Genomic DNA, 18,334 nt, shown 5'->3' on the forward strand with positions numbered 1-18,334 from the left:
TAAGGTATGAATGAAATTTTAAGTTTTCTAGGAAATATCCCTTGGTGGGGCTGGGTAATTCTTGTAGTGTTATTAGTTGCAGTATATGATGTACTACAGAAAAAACACACCATTTTACATAATTTTCCAGTAGTTGGTCACTTTAGATATATGCTTGAAAGTATAGGGCCTGAGTTGAGACAATATATTGTAGCAAATAACCGAGAAGAACTACCATTTAACCGTATTGAAAGGGGTTGGATTTATGCTTCGTCAAAAAATGAAAATAATTATGAAGGTTTTGGAACTGACAGAGATATATACGAACCTAACTATATTTTTGTTAAGAATGCAATGATGCCTTTTAAAGTAGAAAATAACCACCCAAATGCGAAAGACCCATATTTTCTACCTTGTGCTAAAGTCATGGGATTAGCTCATGAAAGAAGGAGACCGTTTAGACCAGCATCAGTAATTAATGTTTCTGCTATGAGTTTTGGCTCTCTTTCTGCGCGTGCAGTTGAATCTTTGAATGTAGGCTGTAAGTTATCACATGCATATCATAATACTGGCGAGGGTGGACTATCACCTTATCATAAAAAAGGTGGGGATGTTATTTTCCACTTTGGAACAGGTTACTTTGGTGTACGCAGTAGCGAAGGTACTTTTTCTATGGAAAAAATGGTAAAACTTTGTGCGGAGAACCCTCAAGTTAGAGCTGTTGAAGTAAAACTATCACAAGGTGCAAAACCAGGAAAAGGTGGTGTCCTACCTGGTAAAAAAATTACTGCTGAAATTGCCGAAATTAGACATGTAGAAGTTGGCAAAGATGTTTTGTCACCTCCTACACACTCAGCATTTAATGGCGTTGATGGGCTTGTTGATTTTGTAGAAGATATTGCAAATGCTACTGGATTACCAGTAGGTATAAAAGCAGCTATTGGAAAATTGGAAGATTGGGAAAAACTAGCTTCTATAATGGCCGAAACTGGTAAAGGCCCTGATTTTATAACAGTCGATGGTGGTGAAGGTGGTACAGGTGCTGCGCCCCCAAGTTTTGCAGACCATGTTGCTTTACCATGGATTTATGGGTTTAGTGAAATTTATCAAATTTTTAAAAAATATGACCTCAACGAAAAAATTGTATTTATAGGAAGTGGAAAATTAGGATTTCCTGCAAGAGCGGTTATGGCTTTTGCAATGGGGGTAGATTGTATTAATGTTGCTCGTGAAGCAATGCTATCTATAGGTTGTATACAAGCTAAATTATGTCATACTAACGAGTGTCCAAGTGGTGTTGCTACTCAAAGCAAATGGAAGCAAATGGGTATTAATGTTGATGAAAAATCTGTTAGAGCGCATTACTATTTTAAAAATTTTAGAAAAGAGTTATTAGAGATGACTCATGCTGCTGGCTATGAACATCCTTGTTTATTTACCATGGATGATGTTGAAATGGCAACTGGAGATAAAGAAATGGTAAATGATTTATCTCGTGTATTTAAGTATAATAAAGTAAAAGTTCCATTTAGTAATACAAAAACATTACAAAAGTGTGAACATCTGGGTGGAGGCTATAAAGTTAAAGAAGAAAAGAAAGTCGTAAAAGCTGCAATCAAAAAAGAAGAAGTAAGATATTAAAAACAATACCTACATTTATTTTTCGTTATTTTTTAAGTTTATAAAATCCAAATCATCAACCTACTTTATTTATGGAACAACTCGAACAATTATTTCCTTATTTTGCTTTAATAATTACTGCATTGATAGTTGGTGCAGTGGCATTTTTATTTTTTAAAAAACATACAGAAAACGAAGAAAATCGACGTCGTTATTTGCTTCATAAAGATGCACAAGGAAAATTATTACCTCTTAGATTACAAGCTTTTGAGCGAATCACACTCTTTCTAGAACGTATGGATTTAAACAAATCTGTTGTACGCATTAAACCTAGAAATAGTAATGTCGAAGTTTATGAGAATGATTTAATCAATGGTATTGAACAAGAGTATGAACACAATTTGACGCAACAAATTTATGTTTCTGCAGAGGCTTGGAATATTATTCGTACAGCTAAAAACGCTACAATACAAACTGTAAGACAAATGGCAATGAATGAGAAAAATGATTCGGCAGATAAATTAAGAGAATCACTTTTAAATAATGCTATGGCTGGAGTTTCACCTTCTCAAAAAGCACTTGCCTTTATAAAAACAGAAATTTCAGAATTATTTTAGGGTTTAAAATATCCTGCTTTAATAGCAAAGAGTACTAACCCTATTCTATTTTTTATTCCTAATTTTTCATATACAGAATCTCTATAGCCTTCAATTGTTTTTGGACTCAAAAACATTTGCGAGGCTATTTCTTTATAATTCATCTCTGTACACGCATGTTTTAAAAATTCTACTTCGCGATCTTTGAGCTGGAGTGATGATTCTTTTGTACCGTTTAAAGAGTTAATTAAAAGTCTTGAAACTGCATTTGTATGATAAAATCCTTTTTCCATAAGTTGTTCAAGTGCATCTTCTAGAATATCTTTTTTTGTGTCTTTCATCAAATACCCCTTTGCTCCTACTCGCAACATTTTTAATATAGTTTCCTCATTTTCTTCAACAGACAATGCCATTACATTAACTCTTGGGTATTCAGATTTCAAAATTTCGGTAGTTTCAATTCCGTTTAAAATGGGCATATTAACATCCATTAAAACAACGTCTGGCACAAAATTAGGGTTTTTACATTTGTCTAAAAGTTCTTGTCCGTTTTTACAGAGATATAAAGTTTCAAAATTTTTAAAATCGTTTACTAATCCTCCTATGGCCTGTGACAATAAAGTGTGATCATCAACTACTACTACGGTGTATTTTTTCATATTATTTTTTGATTAGTAGGTTTATATTGAATTTTAAGTTGTGTTCCTTTTTTCTCTTCGGAAATTAGCTGCAATTGGGCACCTATTAATTTTGCTCTATTTTTCATATTCAATAGTCCTATTCCTTCAATTTTTGACATTTCGGCGAAGCCAATACCATTGTCTTTAGCTTCCATTGTTACTATTTCTGAAAAGGAAATAACTACTTCTAGATTAGATGCTTTTGAATGTTTTATTGTGTTTGAAAAAAACTCTTGAAGTATACGAAACAAAATAATCTCATGATTTGCATTAAATGAAAATGGGCTTCCACTAATCTCTAAAGATGCGTTTATAAATTCTAGCCTATTGAACCTGTCAATCTCTAATTGGACAGCCTCAGAAAGAGATAAGCTTTTAAGTACATCTGGATTTATTAATTTTGATAATGCACGCAATTCATCTAATCCTGTGCCTATAGTTTGTACCATTTCGTCAATACGTTCTGGATGGTCTTTAATGCTCTGTGCTTGTATTTTTGCTAATGTCAATAATTGGCCAATATTATCATGTAACTCCCAACTTATATTGCGAAGGGTTGCCTCCCTGATCTCAATTTGTGATTCGGCAAGCTCCTTTTCAAACGATTTTTTAGCTTGTTCCTGTTCTTTAACTAGTGAGTTTTTACTCCCCATAAATACAAGCAATAGTACAATAATGACTACTGCCAGCAAAAGTGCAATACCAATTAGCGTAACGCTAAATACTTCTTTTTCGCCACTAATAAGCCCACTATAAAGCATAAGTTCATTATTATAATTAATACATACTGTAATATGCTGAATTGAAAGAATAAATTATTGTATTCAACAAAACTATTTTTTATAATTTTTATGGGAATATATCCAATAAAAAAGAGGAATAATCCCACACTAATCCAAAAAAGCATATTAAATTGAATTATCATTACTCGCTTAGTCCTCAATAAATCTATGTAAAACATTACAATAGATATGATTGTAAAAAATCCACCTAAAACATAAATAGACACTTGCATTTCTGTGAAGAAATTACTTATAATTATCTTGATTCCATATAGAAGAATGAAAATAATCATCATAGCGCTTATGCATTTTTTGAAAATGTTATAAATAACATTTTCTTTAAAAACTTGGAAAATAAATAAGAAATAAAAAAGATAAAAAATGTTATAAAAAATAAAGTTTGTAGTAAGATTTAAAATTTGAATTGTAAAAAATCCAATAAATTCTATTAAAAAAATAAGTACGGCTAATATAGGAAACCACTTAAGCCCAGTCTCTTTATATTCCTTAAACCTCCATATTGCAAGTAACGCAACAATAACGTATTGCACCATGTAGGTTTTTACAAGAATAGAAATAAGTGTTTCGGTTTCCAATTTAAATTACTTAGCTATTAATTATCCTTTTTTTCCATTATTATTATCGTCATTATCATTGTCGTTGCTATCATTATCGTTATCACTACCTCCCATATCAGTATTTTGCTTAGGTGGAGGAACAACATTACCGTCATTTAATATAAGACTTCTATCCTCGTTGTCTTGAGCAATATTAAAACCTAACATTGAAGCTTGAGATACTTGTTTACCAATTCTATTCCCTTTTCTATTTACTTTACCGTCTTTTTTATTTAGTTCTTCCACCCCATTAATTAGAAATACTGGCTCTCGCTTTCCTCCATTAGCACTACCAGAAGTATAAAAGCCTTGTTGCATTCCATTTGCTGGGTTTTTAGTGGTTGGCAAAATAAAAATAGACTCTTGTCTATTATATCTAGCAACTTCTCCACTTTCAAACACATCGCCTTTGATTGGGTATGCACCTAGATAGATTCTAAGATTCCCTACTTTAGCACCTGCTAAATCAGCTTCACTTTCTATGTAAGATATATAATGTTTTATCTCTTCTAAGCTATACTCAATATATCGCGTAGGTTTAAAATTAGGATCTGTCGTGTTAGTTCCATCAGAGTTTTGATTTAATTCTGGATTATCTGCTCCCCACATTAAAGCAGGTACTTTTCTCTCTGTATAAATATCATACATGTTTTTAGCTTGCTTAATTGAGATAATTTTAGCAGGCTCATTTACATATTCTGGTGGAGTTTCATCGTTTGAATCACCTGTAGGCTCTTCTGAAAATAAACCACATGAACTAAATAAAGTCGCAAATAAAAAAATAGCAATAGCTCCAATAATTGTTTGTTTTAAATCTTTCATTGTTTGTTAGTTTTTTAGTTTATGTAAATGTATGAGTAATAGCTAAATACACAAAAGGGGGATTCCCCCTTTTTAAAAAAGAGAAATGACTAAATCAAAAAAGGACTTAAATTTCTAATTAACAGTTGTTTAACTTGACAATTAATGTGATTTGGGTAGCATCTTTGCCTCAGTAATGCTAACCAACCATTACTTGGCGGTAACTGAAAAGCCACAAAAAAAGAGTAGGTATTATTAAAACTTTTATCATGAAAAATTTTCTACACATCTCAAAAAAAGTCGCATGGCTTTGCTGCATTTTATTTACAGCAAGCATGAGCGCACAAAATCAAGGTTTTTGTGAACCTTTTGATCAGTTTAACAATACCTCACCAGCAGGTCCTGGGTGTAATGGGGTTGCAACACCTAATGTTTTAGATAATTGGGGAGTCATTAATACAGATATTAACTATACAGATAATAATAGCCAGAACGGTGCTGGTGACAGATACCTTTATATGGATGATGGCTCATGTGGTAATGGAGCTAGTTTTATTTATAATGCAATAGACTACGCAGGAAACTGGATGGCTATGACGCAAGATGAAGGTTGCTTTTGTTATGATTTTAGGACTTTTCATATTCAAACCGGAACATTAAGTGGAAGTTCCCTTCGTATTTACGATGGTCCAGACCCACAATCTTCAACAGTATCTGCAGTATTTACACTTAACATTCCTGTGGATCCATCGAGAGGATGGGTACGTATTTGTGCCCCTATTGATTTTGCTGATGCTGCTGGAAACCTACCAGGCAATAGTGATGGCACATGGGTAATTAATAGCGGAGGAGCTGCAGCGTGGAATTCATTAATTTCAAACGTAGGGTCAATTGCATATTTAGTAGATGTAGCGGGTGGGGATGAACGCTTTGGTATTGACAATATATGTATAAGTCAAGATTGTGATAGTACATTTACAGAAGAACCACCTACAGAAGATGGATCATATTGTTGTGATGAAAGTGAAAACCTTATGACAAATGGAAATTTTGAATTTGGAAACACAGGATTTACAAGTAGCTATTCGCAAAATGGTGCAACACTACCAGGACAATATGATGTAACAGATAGTGCAAGTGCATTTGGTGCAAACATTACAGACCACTCATTTTGCGAAGATCCCATAGCATATGCCACAAATGATAAATTTCTTTTAGTAAATGGAAAGACGACACAACCCGCAGGTACTGTTTCAGAAATTTACAGAAAGTCATTAAACTTAGATGAAAATAAAGAATACCGTTTTTGTGCTAATTTCAAAAATATGCCACAATGTACGTTTGATATTCTTCCGGAAATTGAAATCGTAACCACAACAGGATTTAGCCAGACTGCAGTGATTGATGTAGATCCTACAGATCCTTGTGCATGGCAATCAGTAAGCTTTTGTTTTACTGGGGGTGAAGATATGGATTTTAGAATATTACTTAAAGAAGACGGATTAGGTGATGGTAATGATCTTGCAATTGATGATATCGCAGTTAGCGAGTTGGCTGACCCAGAATTAACCATTACAGTACAACACCAAGGAAATCCTCAACAAATTACAGGGTCTATAAATACAATAAGCACAGGTGATGATGTATTACCATTTGATACCGAAATTTGTGAAGAGCCGTGGTACTGGTTTGTAGCTACCGTTGACAACTATAGCGGAGGAAGCATTACAATAGATTTTGCAGACTCTTATGGTTGGGGTAATGATACTGGATATAGTATTTTCAATCCAGGAACATCTGGAGCAACTCCATGGAATCTAACAACAGTTTACAACAACTTCCCATTTGATCAAAACAAACTTTATATTGTAGGGATGTACTCTAATAGTTGTTGTGTAGATTGTTATGATGAAGGTTTCACTTACCAATTAACATATAATAATCGAATACCTTCAATACCGCAATCTGGATTAAACCCAGCACATAAACAACGTATTATCTCAATGTTAGGCAGATATGCACCTACAATTGGTTCGCGTAGAGATGGAATTCAAATATCTAACAATATTTCAATGTTAAATGTGTCACCTAATCCTGCTACAAGTATTGTTACTGTTCGCCTTGAAAACAATACTGTCAATCAAGTTGTCATTACAACTATGAGTGGAAACATTGTAAAAGATGATACAAATAGAAATAGTAATACATTTCAAGAAGTAAATGTTGAAGGGCTAGCATCAGGGATGTATTTAGTAAAAGCAACCGCAGCAGACGGTAGCATGCATACATCAAAGCTAATTATTGAATAAGCCAACTAACCATAATTAGATTTTTTAAGACCCTTTGATATAATTTCAAAGGGTCTTTTTTATATTTTTTTACTTCGGAAATTTTAAACAATAGTTACTTTTCCGAAGCCTTAAAACCTATTCTTTCAAGATACTCTTTTTCTGTATCTGAAAATTGCGAATAGATTTCCTTAACTTTATTGCTATATTTTTCTTCTTTTAAAACCTCGGTGAGTAAAGTGCGAGCACTGTCTCTAAACCTCCAATAATGATGTGTACTAGCATTTACTAATGACGCTAAGGATGTATCATCAAAAATTCCTAAATAATTTACATACTCAAAAGCTTTTTCTCGTATTTCAAAAGAGTAGTTGTTTGATGTATAATTATTTAGTTCACTTGTAAAATTTGCTGCGTTCTGCTTTTGGTAGCCTTCTGTTAACATTGCGAGAACTAACCAAATTTGACGCACATTCTTATCTTGAAAACCAACAATACCTTTGGTTTTGTCTAAATATTTTGGCATTTGGTTTGGTAATGCTTTTCTTAATAAAAGTAAAGCCGCTTCAATAGTCACGTAGCTTTCATCATTTAGTAAAGATTCAAAATCTGCTTTTAATACATTAGGTATTGCCCCTTCGTACGAAATTGCAATCGCTTGTCGCGTCATTAAATTATTACTCTCAAAGGCTTTCTTTAAATATGGAATCACTTTCTCAACAGGCTCCGCAGTTAATTGAAAAACAGCCTCTTGACCTAAATACTCATTGTTAAAAGTCAACGCAGTGGTCAATGGTATTTTCTTTTCGGCTATTGCTACTGGTCGCAAAGAAGAAAGCTCAAAATATTCTTTTATAAATGGTGACGCTAGTAAAGACTCATATGCTTGATTGGCCTGAAAGGCCGTTTGTTGAAGCCAGTCTTTTTCCCAATTGTCTATCGTAATTGTTGTATTACGTTTGACCATATTTAAAAAATTATCTGTTTCTACATTTTTAAATGCATGTTCTTCGAGGTATTGCTTAATAGTGTTTTTAAATGCGGTATCCCCTATTCGCTCTCTCAAAATATGTAATGCCCATGCTCCTTTTTCATAAAAAGTAAGTGAAGATGCTTTTGGGTCTAAAAGAGATTGCCCTTTTCCAGCCTCGCTTACCTCTTGTAAACTGTTTGCTGATTGTAACAATTTCCAATAGTAATAATCATCACCATAGATTTCTCGTTCTGCCAATAGCGCATAATACGTTGCAAAACCTTCTTGCAACCAATGGTGAGTTCCAGAGGTTTCTGTCACTAGATTTCCAAACCATTGATGCGCTAATTCATGCGCATTTACGTTTGTATAATCTCTATCATTTATGCCTATTTCGTCAACGACAAAAGATTCAGAAAAAATAGTGCAACTTGTATTCTCCATACCTGCATACAGAAAATCGCGCACAGGAACTTGTTTGTAATTTTGCCAAGGGTACGGAACGTCTATTTCATTTTCTAAATAATCAAAAATGGTTTTTGTGTGCTTATACGTAGTTTTTACAATTGCTGAATCGTTAGGCCTATAATATAACTCAATAGGAATTCCACTTGCCGAAACCACTGTAGTTTTATTATAATCTCCCATTGCAAAAGCTACTAGGTAACTTGACATTGGGTTTTCCATGTCGAAAAAATATTCTTTAAAATTATCTTTTCTAATTATATCTACTAATATTCCATTACTTAAAATAGTTTGTGTTTCTGGAACAACATATTTTAAATCAAACTCAATCTTATCATTCATGTCATCAATACTCGGTAGCCAGTGCGATGTATTTTTCCCTTGTCCTTGTGTCCATATATGATCGCCAGTAAAATAAAGCGCCTTTTTAGGTTTTGCAACGTATTGAAAATTGACCTCGTAGGTATTACCCGCTTTAAAATTGTTGTGGAAAATAATTTTATCATCGGTGTAATAAATTTTGGTATCACCGTCTTTCGCATCGGGGCGCTCCATATTAATCGCGTCTAGATAAACTTTATCTATATCCTTCAAAATGGTAAATGAGACAAAAACATCTCCATTGACAGACATTTCCGAAGCATTGGGCATTATCGTCGCTGTGATTTTTTTGAAATCAACAATATTTGTTTGCTGGGAAAAAGATGCGATTGAGGCAAAGAGTAAAAGATATTTTATCAATGTTGAAGCTTTATTTTGAATTTCTAATGCATTGTAATTTTTGTATGTCGAGAACGTTTTACTTTACTAATAATCAATTCTACATCCTCTATGACAGGGGAAAATTTAAGAGATATATTTTGTTCTAAAATGGATTTCCATACGTAAATATAATAATTCTGAATTCCGAATTCTGAATTCCAAATTTAAAATTCATTATTTTCGTTTTATGAATTCAAATTTTCTACAAACTCCCATTGAGTATCTTAAAGGTGTTGGCCCTAATAGGGCTTCATTGCTAAAGACGGAGCTTGGGATTCATACGTTTCAAGACCTCATCCATTTATTTCCAAATAGGTACATTGACCGCACTCAGTTTTATAAAATTGCGCAATTAAAACCTACAAGTGCAGATATTCAAATCATTGGAAAAATTACGCATATTAAAACTGTGCAGCAAAAGAGAGGGAAACGATTAGTTGCTACATTTAGAGATGAAACTGGCTCGATGGAATTAGTCTGGTTTAGAGGTCACAAATGGATTAAAGAAAATTTAAAAATTAATGTGCCGTATGTTGTCTTTGGAAAAACCAATCATTTTAACCATAGTTATTCCATGCCACATCCGGAAATGGAATTACTTACCGAATATGAAAAAGGGCTTAAAGCAACCATGCAGCCCGTATATCCGTCCACAGAAAAATTAGCCAATAGCAACATTACAAACAGAGTACTTTTAGGACTGCTTGCAACGCTCTTTTCTGAAATTAAAAACAACCAAAAAGAGACGCTATCAAAACCACTTTTGAGTGAACTAAAATTACTGCCAAAAGGCGAGTCAATTATAAATATTCATTTTCCAGAAAGTCAGGAAAAATTGGCTAGAGCACAATATAGATTAAAATTTGAAGAATTATTTTACATTCAGCTGCAATTATTATTCAAAAACCTCATTCATAAAAGCAAAATAAAAGGATATCCTTTTACCGAAATAGGGAACTACTTCAACACTTTTTACAATGAACAATTACCCTTTGAATTAACAGACGCACAAAAACGAGTAGTTAAAGAAATACGGTTTGATTTAGGTAGTAATGCACAAATGAATCGCTTATTACAAGGAGATGTAGGAAGTGGAAAGACGATTGTAGCCTTTTTATCAATGCTAATGGCACTTGACAACGGATTTCAAGCGTGTTTAATGGCGCCTACTGAAATTTTGTCAGTACAGCATTACAATGGATTACTTGAACTGTGTAACGATTTGAATATCAGCATATCACTTTTAACAGGCTCAAGTAAAACTTCAGAAAGGCGAATCATACATAAATCTCTTGAAAATGGTGAATTAAACATACTTGTTGGCACACATGCGTTGCTTGAAGATAAAGTAAAGTTTAAAAATTTAGGACTTGCTATTATAGATGAACAACATCGTTTTGGCGTAGCACAACGGAGTAAGCTTTGGCATAAAAACGAATACCCTCCACATATTCTTGTGATGACCGCCACCCCTATTCCTAGAACCCTTGCAATGAGTGTTTATGGCGACCTTGACATTAGTGTAATTGACGAACTACCACCAGGAAGAAAAGACATTAAAACTGTACACCGTTTTGATGCGAATAGATTGAAAGTATTTGGTTTTATAAGAGATGAAATTGCGTTAGGAAGACAGGTATATATTGTTTATCCATTGATACAAGAAAGCGAGGCGTTAGACTATAAAGATTTAATGGATGGCTATGAGAGTATTTCTCGAGAATTTCAGCAGCCAAAATATCAAATATCTATTGTCCACGGGCAAATGAAAGCAGTTGATAAAGAATTTGAAATGAACCGTTTTATCAAAGGCGAAACTCAAATAATGGTCGCAACAACGGTAATTGAGGTTGGGGTAAATGTGCCTAATGCGTCTGTGATGGTGATTGAAAGCGCTGAGCGTTTTGGTCTATCGCAACTCCATCAATTGCGAGGTCGTGTGGGTCGCGGTGCTGAGCAAAGTTACTGTATTTTAATGACAAGCCATAAATTAAGTGAAGATGCAAAAACAAGAATACAAACTATGACACACACTAGTGATGGATTTGAAATAGCCGAAGTTGATTTAAAACTTCGAGGTCCTGGCGACATTATGGGAACGCAACAAAGTGGCGTTCTCAATTTAAAAATCGCAGACATCATTAAAGACACTGAAATTTTAAAAATAGCGCGAAGTTATGCTCAAAAATTATTAAGAGAAGATCCCAATTTTGTTAAGCAAGAAAATGAGCCTATTAAGGATAGCTACGCGCAATTGATGAAATATAAGAATATTTGGAATTATATATCTTAATGACCTAAGAAGGGTTTTAATATAGCACCATTGAAAAATTTATATTTGCTTTTAGCTAATTTACAAAACACAACTAATAACACTGCATGAGCACCTCGATTAAGCAGAAACATATACCTAACCTAACTCCTATACGATTTTTTTTAGCTCTTCTTGTAGTTATTTATCATATTCCTCAATTTTCAAATAACAGAGGATTTCCTTTTTTTAATGATTTAGCTATTTTCCACAAAGGCCGAGAAGCAGTTTATATGTTTTTTGCATTAAGCGGTTTTTTAATTATTAAACAGCTATTTATAGAAAAGAAAAAAACAGGGACAGTTAATCTTAAAGGATTTTACATAAGGCGAATTCTAAGAATATTCCCATTATATTACCTTATTTTGATTATTGGATTTCTGTATTATCAATTAATACTCCCCCATTTAGGATTTGATTTTGAAAATAATTATGATTTAATCACAGGAATATTTTTATCCGTTTGCTTTCTTCCTAATGTTTTTGCTACTTTTTCACCAGGAGGTATTCTTGAAATCTTATGGTCTATAGGTATTGAAGAGCAATTTTACTTACTAATTGCACCATTATTTTTATTGTTACCTGTTAAAAGAGTTGTATTTTTTTTAGGAGTATTTACTACATTTTACTTTTTAGTTTTTTTCTCAGAGCAATTTATATTTTTTAGAAAATATGATATGCTCTACTATTATTTCTCATTTAGTGGTATTTGTGCAATTCTATGGAACAAAAAACACATACAGCGTACTATCACAATAATGAGATTACCTATTCTAGTATTATTTATACTTTATTTTGTGTCAGATATTTTCAGTAAAAATTTAAATGATATTATTTATCATGCATTTAGCGTATTACTTTTTGGGTTCACAATAGCTGTATTAGCAGTTAAACCTATTAGGTTCCTTGAAAACAAAGTCATGAATTACTTAGGCAAAATATCTTACGGGATTTATATGTATCATGCCATCGCAATGCAATCCGTAGGTTTCTTATTTCTGAAATTACTTCCAAAATTTAAAATAAACAATGCACTAACCATCATAACAATCAATGTTTTAGTGATTGGAATTACTATAACTGTGTCTCATTTTTCTTATCAATATTTTGAGAAATATTTCTTAAAGATGAAACGTAAAACAAGAAATAATTAAATAGTAAAAAAAAACTAATTACTACTCTTTCACTAACCCGCCAACAAACTCTTCAAATTCCTTAGTGAATTTTGTATACTCCTTACCCGTTGCTGGTCCATTGAAACCCGTGTGTATCCTGCGTACTTTTCCTGTTTTATCGATAAAAATAGTCGTAGGGTAACTTAAAACATGGTTAAGCATTGGTAATTTTTTATTAGCCTTTAGCTTACTAGCGCTTCCATATTGAGCAAGTAAAACAGGATAAGGAACACCAACACCCTTTTTAAATTTGTTGATAGATTTTATTGCACCCTCCTCTGTTTTTGCATATTCAAATGCTAGAGCTACCATTTCTAGATTTTCACTTTTATTCTTTTTGTAATATTCAGAAAAATATTTTGTTTCATCAAGGCAGTTAGGACACCATGTTCCCATTATTTGAACCAATACAACTTTATCTTTAAATCTATCATCTGCCAATGAAACCTCTTTTCCTTTAGTATCCTTAAAAGTAAATTCTATCTTTTCATATCCTTCTTTTATAAATGTAAGAGAGTCTGTACTTGGCAACTCATACTCATTATTAAGTTTTGCCATAAAAGGCTCTTTCCAATGATTACCACTATAAAAATGCCCCTCCATCAAACTATCTGTCACTTTTGCTTCAAATAAAAAAGCATGTGCACCATCAAAAGTAGAAAGCTTTAAAGTATCATCTTGGATCATTCCATCGAGATAACGATAATCACCAGTGGTTGTTCTAAAAGTACCATGCACTTTATTTCCTGTTTGCTTAAAAATACCTTTTGCAATATATCTATCAGCTGGTTTATTTGGACTAAAAACAGTTTCCCAGGCCCCATTAATAATTACTGTGGGCGCTCCTTTTATTTTAAAACGTTTTTCTTTTCCTGCATACATATAAAATGGAACAACTCTATCAAGACTAGGTTTTATAAAATTTCCTGAAATTGTATCATTTGAATAAATTCCTTTAAATATACCCTCAAAAACAGGATGTTCAATATACACACTATCCCCAAAAAATGTAATATCCTTAACTTCAATGCGCTCTTCGGCATTTTGAATAATCATTTTTGAACCTTTCTGCCATTCTAAAATGAACGGAATCTCTTTACCTTTATCAAGCTTTAATGCAGCTCTCCAAGTACCATCTTTAGGAAATTTCGGCTTTGCCTCTTGACAAGCAATAAAAAATGGTACTATAAGAAACAATAAAACTTTTTTCATCAGTATAATTTATAAAATCTTTAGACTATAAGTTTTAAAAGTACTTACATTAAATGTTCTAAATGTTATCTTTGCCGTTCTTTAAGAAAACTTTATAATGAAGATCTCATACAACTGGCTAAAACAATTTATTAAAACCGACTGGGAAGCCGAAAAAACTGGCGAACTCCTTACTGACCTTGGATTAGAAATTGAAGGAATAGAACAATATTCTTCAATTAAAGGCGGATTAAAAGGTATCGTAGTTGGTCACGTACTCTCATGCGAACAACACAACAATGCAGACCGCTTAAAGGTGACAAAAGTAGATCTTGGCGATGGCAATATTGTACAAATAGTTTGTGGAGCACCTAATGTTGCTACTGGTCAAAAAGTACCTGTAGCTACTATAGGAACTACACTTTATGATGCAGAAGGCAACCCTTGGCAAATAAAGAAAGGAAAAATAAGAGGCGAAGTAAGCGAAGGAATGATTTGTGCAGAAGACGAACTTGGGCTAGGAAAAGGGCATGATGGCATTATGGTGCTTGATGAAAAAATTGCTCCTGGAACGTTAGCTTCGGAAATATTAGATGTTGAAAATGACGAAATTTTTGAAATAGGGTTAACGCCCAACCGCGCTGATGCAATGAGCCACTGGGGTGTTGCAAGAGATTTAAGAGCTGGTTTAATTCAAAAAGATATTTCAATGGAATTAATTACTCCATCAACATCAAATTTTCATATTGAAGACCGTACTCGAAAAATTGAAATCAATGTTGAAAATAATGAACTTGCACCAAGATATTGTGGTGTAAGTATTTCAGAAATCGTAGTGCAAGAATCTCCTGCATGGCTTCAAAACAGATTGAAAGCTATAGGACTTGCACCTATTAACAACATTGTTGACATCACTAATTATATTCTCCACGAGCTTGGACAACCATTGCACGCATTTGACGGCGCAAAAATTGAGGGTAATATAATTAATGTAAAAACACTTCCATCAGGCACTAAATTTACAACCCTTGACGGCGTAGAACGAACATTGCATGAAGAGGATTTAATGATTTGTAATGAGAATAAGCCTATGTGTATTGCTGGAGTTTTTGGCGGTATAGATAGCGGGGTTACAAATAGTACATCTAGCATTTTCTTGGAGAGTGCATATTTCAATCCTGTAAGCATTCGTAAAACTGCAAAACGTCATGGATTAAACACAGATGCTTCTTTTCGTTTTGAGAGAGGCATTGACCCTAATATCACAGAATACGCATTAAAACGTGCTGCTATTTTAATATGCGAGATTGCTGGTGGAAAAATAAGTAGCGATATAATTGATGTGTATCCCAAAAAGATTGAAGATCATCAAGTATTTTTAAATTATGAAAAGGCAAATAGCCTTATAGGCGAAGAGATTTCTAAAGAAACCATAAAAAGAATACTTACTTCTCTTGAAATCAAAGTAAATAACGTTACTGAAACAGGTATAGGAATGACCATCCCAGCCTATCGCAACGATGTGACAAGAGAGGCAGATGTAATTGAAGAGGTTTTACGTGTTTATGGTTATAATAACATTAAAACTACACAAAAATTAAATGCGTCAATTGCAACTACTCACGGAGTTCAAGATTATAAAATTCAAAATAAGGCAGCTACATTTCTTGCGAGTATAGGCTTTAATGAAATGTTGAACAACTCGCTCACTTCTCCTAAATATTTAGAGTTAAGTGAAGGTTTGAGTAATGACAACGATGTATCTATGCTTAATCCATTGAGCCAAGAATTATCTGTTATGCGACAGTCTATGCTATTTGGTGGATTAGAATCCTTAGCATATAATGCAAACCGAAAAGCTACAAACATAAAGCTATTCGAATTTGGGAAAACCTACCACAATTACAGCGATAAGCGTGAAGAGATGAGTCATCTATCACTATTAATTTCAGGAAATAAAACTCAAGATAATTGGCATAACGCTACAGCTCAAAAGGGTGATTTTTTCTACGGAAAAGGGGTAGCGATGTCAATTTTAGAGCTGTTGGGAATTAATGGAACGATTGAAAGAGAATTGAAAAACTCATTGTTTTCTGAAGGTATTGCAATAGCAAAAAAGAAAAAAGTATTAGTTGAGTTTGGTGTTATATCAAAGAAAGTAACAAAACATTTTGGCCTTGATACAGAAATTTTATACGCAGATTTTCAATGGAATGCAATACTTTCAGAAATATCCACATCAAATTTCACAGTACAGCCTATTCCTAAATTTCCGAAGGTGAAAAAAGATTTCTCTTTGTTATTAGATGAAGGGGTATTATTTTCAGATTTAAAAAATACGGCATTTCAAACAGAACGAAGTTTATTAAAGGAAGTTAACCTTTTTGATGTTTATACTGGAAAAAATCTCCCAAGTGGAAAAAAATCGTACGCATTGAGTTTTACACTACAAGATGAAAACAAAACGCTTACAGATAAGCAAATTGACAAAATTATGGGGAAACTGCAACAACGATTTGAAAAAGATTATGGAGCCAGTTTGAGATAATTAGCAATTAGCAATTAGCAATTAGCAAAACTTAAAAAATCCTGAGAATAAAACGTTCTCAGGATTTTTTCTCTACTGTTATTTCTATTTTAGTTATTTTTTTTCTTCTTTTAAAGAGAATGCCATTCCCTCTACAATATGAAAGAAACCATTTTTGTGATAAAAATTAGTATCTATTATCAAAGCTTTATTTCCTTCAACATCATTTAACGTGATAGTATTTCCATTTGAGGTTGCGATAAGTTTTGTTCCAGCTAATGTTAAAAAACTTGCAGAACCATTGTTACTTTCGATTGCCTTTTTAATAGATACTGCATCTAATCTTCCTGGTACACTATGAGCCTTAAACATCATTGATAACTTATCTGTATCAATCATAAGTGCTTCACGTTCCTCTTTGTCCATGTTATTAAAAACCTTATCAGTCATAACAAAAACAGTCACCATCTCTTCTTGGTCTATTTCTTTTAAAAGTGTTTCATTTGAAAGTATTTGAGTAGCATATGTAAAAGAATTACTTTCAGAAATATTATCGATTAGTGTCTTCGCCCCAGTAAATGTAGTTCCTTTAAAAATCTTAGTACTATTGTTTGCTGTTTTATTCATATACTTTTGAGCCGATACTGAAAAAGATGTTACGATTAAAAGTGCAAAAATTATATGTTTCATGTTTTTAAAATTTCAGAATTTATACTTGTTAAAATCAAAGATACAAACTATGTACCACAACGTTAATTTAATTAAATAGTTGCTCTAATTAGTTAAATTACTAAAACGTGTTGTTTTTTAAATGCTTTGCCCGTAAATTTATATAAATAAATTATCGCTATGATAGCACGTACGAATATTAAAACGCAGTTAGAAAAAACAAGAGCAAAACGAATTGACGAAAAGGAAATTTTATGTAAGGTTCAAGAAATTTTTAAAAAAAATCAAAAAGAACGAGATGTAATTAAAAATAGACTTGAGACTAAAAACATTTTAAATGAAAACCGTTTTAACATTGATTTGTTAATTTCAGAAAATATTTTTCACATTGAAGATATTAAAAAACTTTGTATCGATTACAGGCTTCGATTTTTAGACTCTCATTATTTTAAAGGTCCATATCCAGACGAAGCAATTTCTAAAATAAGAAGCCTTGAAAATATGCATGACACAACTTTAAAAGGATTTAAAATTGTAGCTCCTGCAAAATTAATGAAGTTAGAAAATGCTGATGATCCACTACTCTTTTCTCCCATGGGGAATGATTATTATTATTTAGTACATAAATGGGGTACAGATTTACATCCATTTAGAAAAGCTCAAATGTGGCCTTATAAAAGTTTTGAAAATCTTGTTTTTACAATTTTATTAGTAAGTATATTTCTTACAATGATTACACCAATGCACTTGTTTTCTCGTAGAGATTTAAATCAAGAATACCTTATGTTATTTTTATTTATGTTCAAAGGTGTCGCTGGTGTAGTGCTATTTTATGGTTTTTCTAAAGGAAAAAACTTTAATGGTGCTATCTGGAATAGCAAATACTATAATGCTTAAA

Annotated in this window: 13 protein-coding genes; 7 read left to right on the forward strand and 6 right to left on the reverse strand. The window is 32.8% G+C overall.

Annotation, left to right across the window (positions count from 1 at the left end; genetic code table 11):
• Nucleotides 1-6 precede the first annotated feature (6 nt).
• The gene (locus tag GB234_RS10525; RefSeq protein ID WP_151894531.1) at nt 7-1,620 is read left to right on the forward strand and encodes an FMN-binding glutamate synthase family protein; all 1,614 of its coding nucleotides are present in this window, start codon (nt 7-9) and stop codon (nt 1,618-1,620) included.
• Between the two features lie 71 nt (nt 1,621-1,691).
• Nucleotides 1,692-2,216, forward strand: coding sequence for a DUF7935 family protein (locus tag GB234_RS10530; protein WP_151894532.1), 525 nt, complete (start codon nt 1,692-1,694; stop codon nt 2,214-2,216).
• Here the strand turns inward: GB234_RS10530 and GB234_RS10535 are convergent.
• The 3 genes from GB234_RS10535 to GB234_RS10545 form a co-directional block, all read right to left on the reverse strand.
• Complete coding sequence (locus GB234_RS10535) at nt 2,213-2,854, reverse strand: response regulator transcription factor (protein WP_151894533.1); 642 nt, start codon at nt 2,852-2,854, stop codon at nt 2,213-2,215. The two genes, GB234_RS10530 and GB234_RS10535, sit on opposite strands and share 4 nt — an antisense overlap.
• The gene (locus GB234_RS10540; RefSeq protein WP_151894534.1) at nt 2,851-3,636 is read right to left on the reverse strand and encodes a sensor histidine kinase; all 786 of its coding nucleotides are present in this window, start codon (nt 3,634-3,636) and stop codon (nt 2,851-2,853) included. The genes GB234_RS10535 and GB234_RS10540 overlap by 4 nt, the downstream gene beginning before the upstream one ends.
• A 638-nt stretch (nt 3,637-4,274) precedes the next feature.
• Nucleotides 4,275-5,096 carry a hypothetical protein gene (locus GB234_RS10545; RefSeq protein ID WP_151894535.1) on the reverse strand — a complete coding sequence of 274 codons (822 nt, stop codon included), beginning with the start codon at nt 5,094-5,096 and terminating at the stop codon, nt 4,275-4,277.
• A 248-nt stretch (nt 5,097-5,344) separates the two neighbouring features.
• Here GB234_RS10545 and GB234_RS10550 point away from each other — a divergent pair, with 248 nt between their 5' ends.
• Nucleotides 5,345-7,384, forward strand: a complete 2,040-nt coding sequence (locus GB234_RS10550) for a T9SS type A sorting domain-containing protein (protein ID WP_151894536.1) — start codon at nt 5,345-5,347, stop codon at nt 7,382-7,384.
• 94 nt (nt 7,385-7,478) lie between these two features.
• On the opposite strand, the gene GB234_RS10555 is transcribed toward GB234_RS10550, so the two are convergent.
• A complete protein-coding gene (locus GB234_RS10555; protein WP_235906113.1) occupies nt 7,479-9,542 on the reverse strand; it encodes a M1 family metallopeptidase in 2,064 nt (687 codons plus the stop codon).
• Nucleotides 9,543-9,750: 208 nt separating this feature from the next.
• Between GB234_RS10555 and recG the strand changes: the two genes are divergently transcribed.
• Together recG and GB234_RS10565 are read left to right on the forward strand one after the other, a co-directional pair.
• Nucleotides 9,751-11,856, forward strand: a complete 2,106-nt coding sequence (recG, locus tag GB234_RS10560; protein ID WP_151894537.1) for an ATP-dependent DNA helicase RecG — start codon at nt 9,751-9,753, stop codon at nt 11,854-11,856.
• An 86-nt stretch (nt 11,857-11,942) separates the two neighbouring features.
• Nucleotides 11,943-13,028 (forward strand): acyltransferase family protein, encoded by a 1,086-nt coding sequence (locus GB234_RS10565; protein ID WP_151894538.1) that lies wholly within the window; start codon nt 11,943-11,945, stop codon nt 13,026-13,028.
• A gap of 21 nt (nt 13,029-13,049) precedes the next feature.
• Here GB234_RS10565 and GB234_RS10570 read toward each other — a convergent pair whose 3' ends face one another.
• Nucleotides 13,050-14,261, reverse strand: coding sequence for a peroxiredoxin family protein (locus GB234_RS10570; RefSeq protein ID WP_151894539.1), 1,212 nt, complete (start codon nt 14,259-14,261; stop codon nt 13,050-13,052).
• A 97-nt stretch (nt 14,262-14,358) separates the two neighbouring features.
• Here GB234_RS10570 and pheT point away from each other — a divergent pair, with 97 nt between their 5' ends.
• A complete protein-coding gene (gene pheT, locus GB234_RS10575; RefSeq protein ID WP_151894540.1) occupies nt 14,359-16,788 on the forward strand; it encodes a phenylalanine--tRNA ligase subunit beta in 2,430 nt (809 codons plus the stop codon).
• A gap of 93 nt (nt 16,789-16,881) precedes the next feature.
• Here pheT and GB234_RS10580 read toward each other — a convergent pair whose 3' ends face one another.
• The gene (locus tag GB234_RS10580; RefSeq protein WP_151894541.1) at nt 16,882-17,457 is read right to left on the reverse strand and encodes a fasciclin domain-containing protein; all 576 of its coding nucleotides are present in this window, start codon (nt 17,455-17,457) and stop codon (nt 16,882-16,884) included.
• A 159-nt stretch (nt 17,458-17,616) separates the two neighbouring features.
• On the opposite strand from GB234_RS10580, the gene GB234_RS10585 reads away from it, so the two are divergent.
• Entirely contained in the window at nt 17,617-18,333 is a 717-nt protein-coding gene (locus tag GB234_RS10585; protein WP_151894542.1) for a hypothetical protein, read from the forward strand.
• Nucleotide 18,334: the final 1 nt, after the last annotated feature.

The sequence above is a fragment of the Patiriisocius marinistellae genome (assembly GCF_009014635.1).
In the GTDB taxonomy this organism is placed as follows: domain Bacteria; phylum Bacteroidota; class Bacteroidia; order Flavobacteriales; family Flavobacteriaceae; genus Patiriisocius; species Patiriisocius marinistellae.

What these genes read in the sequence shown, in the direction of transcription:
- GB234_RS10585 (WP_151894542.1), top strand. Translation starts at nt 17,617, where the DNA reads ATGATAGCACGTACGAATATTAAAACGCAGTTAGAAAAAACAAGAGCA.
- GB234_RS10565 (WP_151894538.1), top strand. Translation starts at nt 11,943, where the DNA reads ATGAGCACCTCGATTAAGCAGAAACATATACCTAACCTAACTCCTATA.
- GB234_RS10570 (WP_151894539.1), bottom strand. Translation starts at nt 14,261, where the DNA reads ATGAAAAAAGTTTTATTGTTTCTTATAGTACCATTTTTTATTGCTTGT.
- GB234_RS10545 (WP_151894535.1), bottom strand. Translation starts at nt 5,096, where the DNA reads ATGAAAGATTTAAAACAAACAATTATTGGAGCTATTGCTATTTTTTTA.
- GB234_RS10550 (WP_151894536.1), top strand. Translation starts at nt 5,345, where the DNA reads ATGAAAAATTTTCTACACATCTCAAAAAAAGTCGCATGGCTTTGCTGC.
- GB234_RS10525 (WP_151894531.1), top strand. Translation starts at nt 7, where the DNA reads ATGAATGAAATTTTAAGTTTTCTAGGAAATATCCCTTGGTGGGGCTGG.
- pheT (WP_151894540.1), top strand. Translation starts at nt 14,359, where the DNA reads ATGAAGATCTCATACAACTGGCTAAAACAATTTATTAAAACCGACTGG.
- recG (WP_151894537.1), top strand. Translation starts at nt 9,751, where the DNA reads ATGAATTCAAATTTTCTACAAACTCCCATTGAGTATCTTAAAGGTGTT.
- GB234_RS10530 (WP_151894532.1), top strand. Translation starts at nt 1,692, where the DNA reads ATGGAACAACTCGAACAATTATTTCCTTATTTTGCTTTAATAATTACT.
- GB234_RS10580 (WP_151894541.1), bottom strand. Translation starts at nt 17,457, where the DNA reads ATGAAACATATAATTTTTGCACTTTTAATCGTAACATCTTTTTCAGTA.
- GB234_RS10535 (WP_151894533.1), bottom strand. Translation starts at nt 2,854, where the DNA reads ATGAAAAAATACACCGTAGTAGTAGTTGATGATCACACTTTATTGTCA.
- GB234_RS10540 (WP_151894534.1), bottom strand. Translation starts at nt 3,636, where the DNA reads ATGCTTTATAGTGGGCTTATTAGTGGCGAAAAAGAAGTATTTAGCGTT.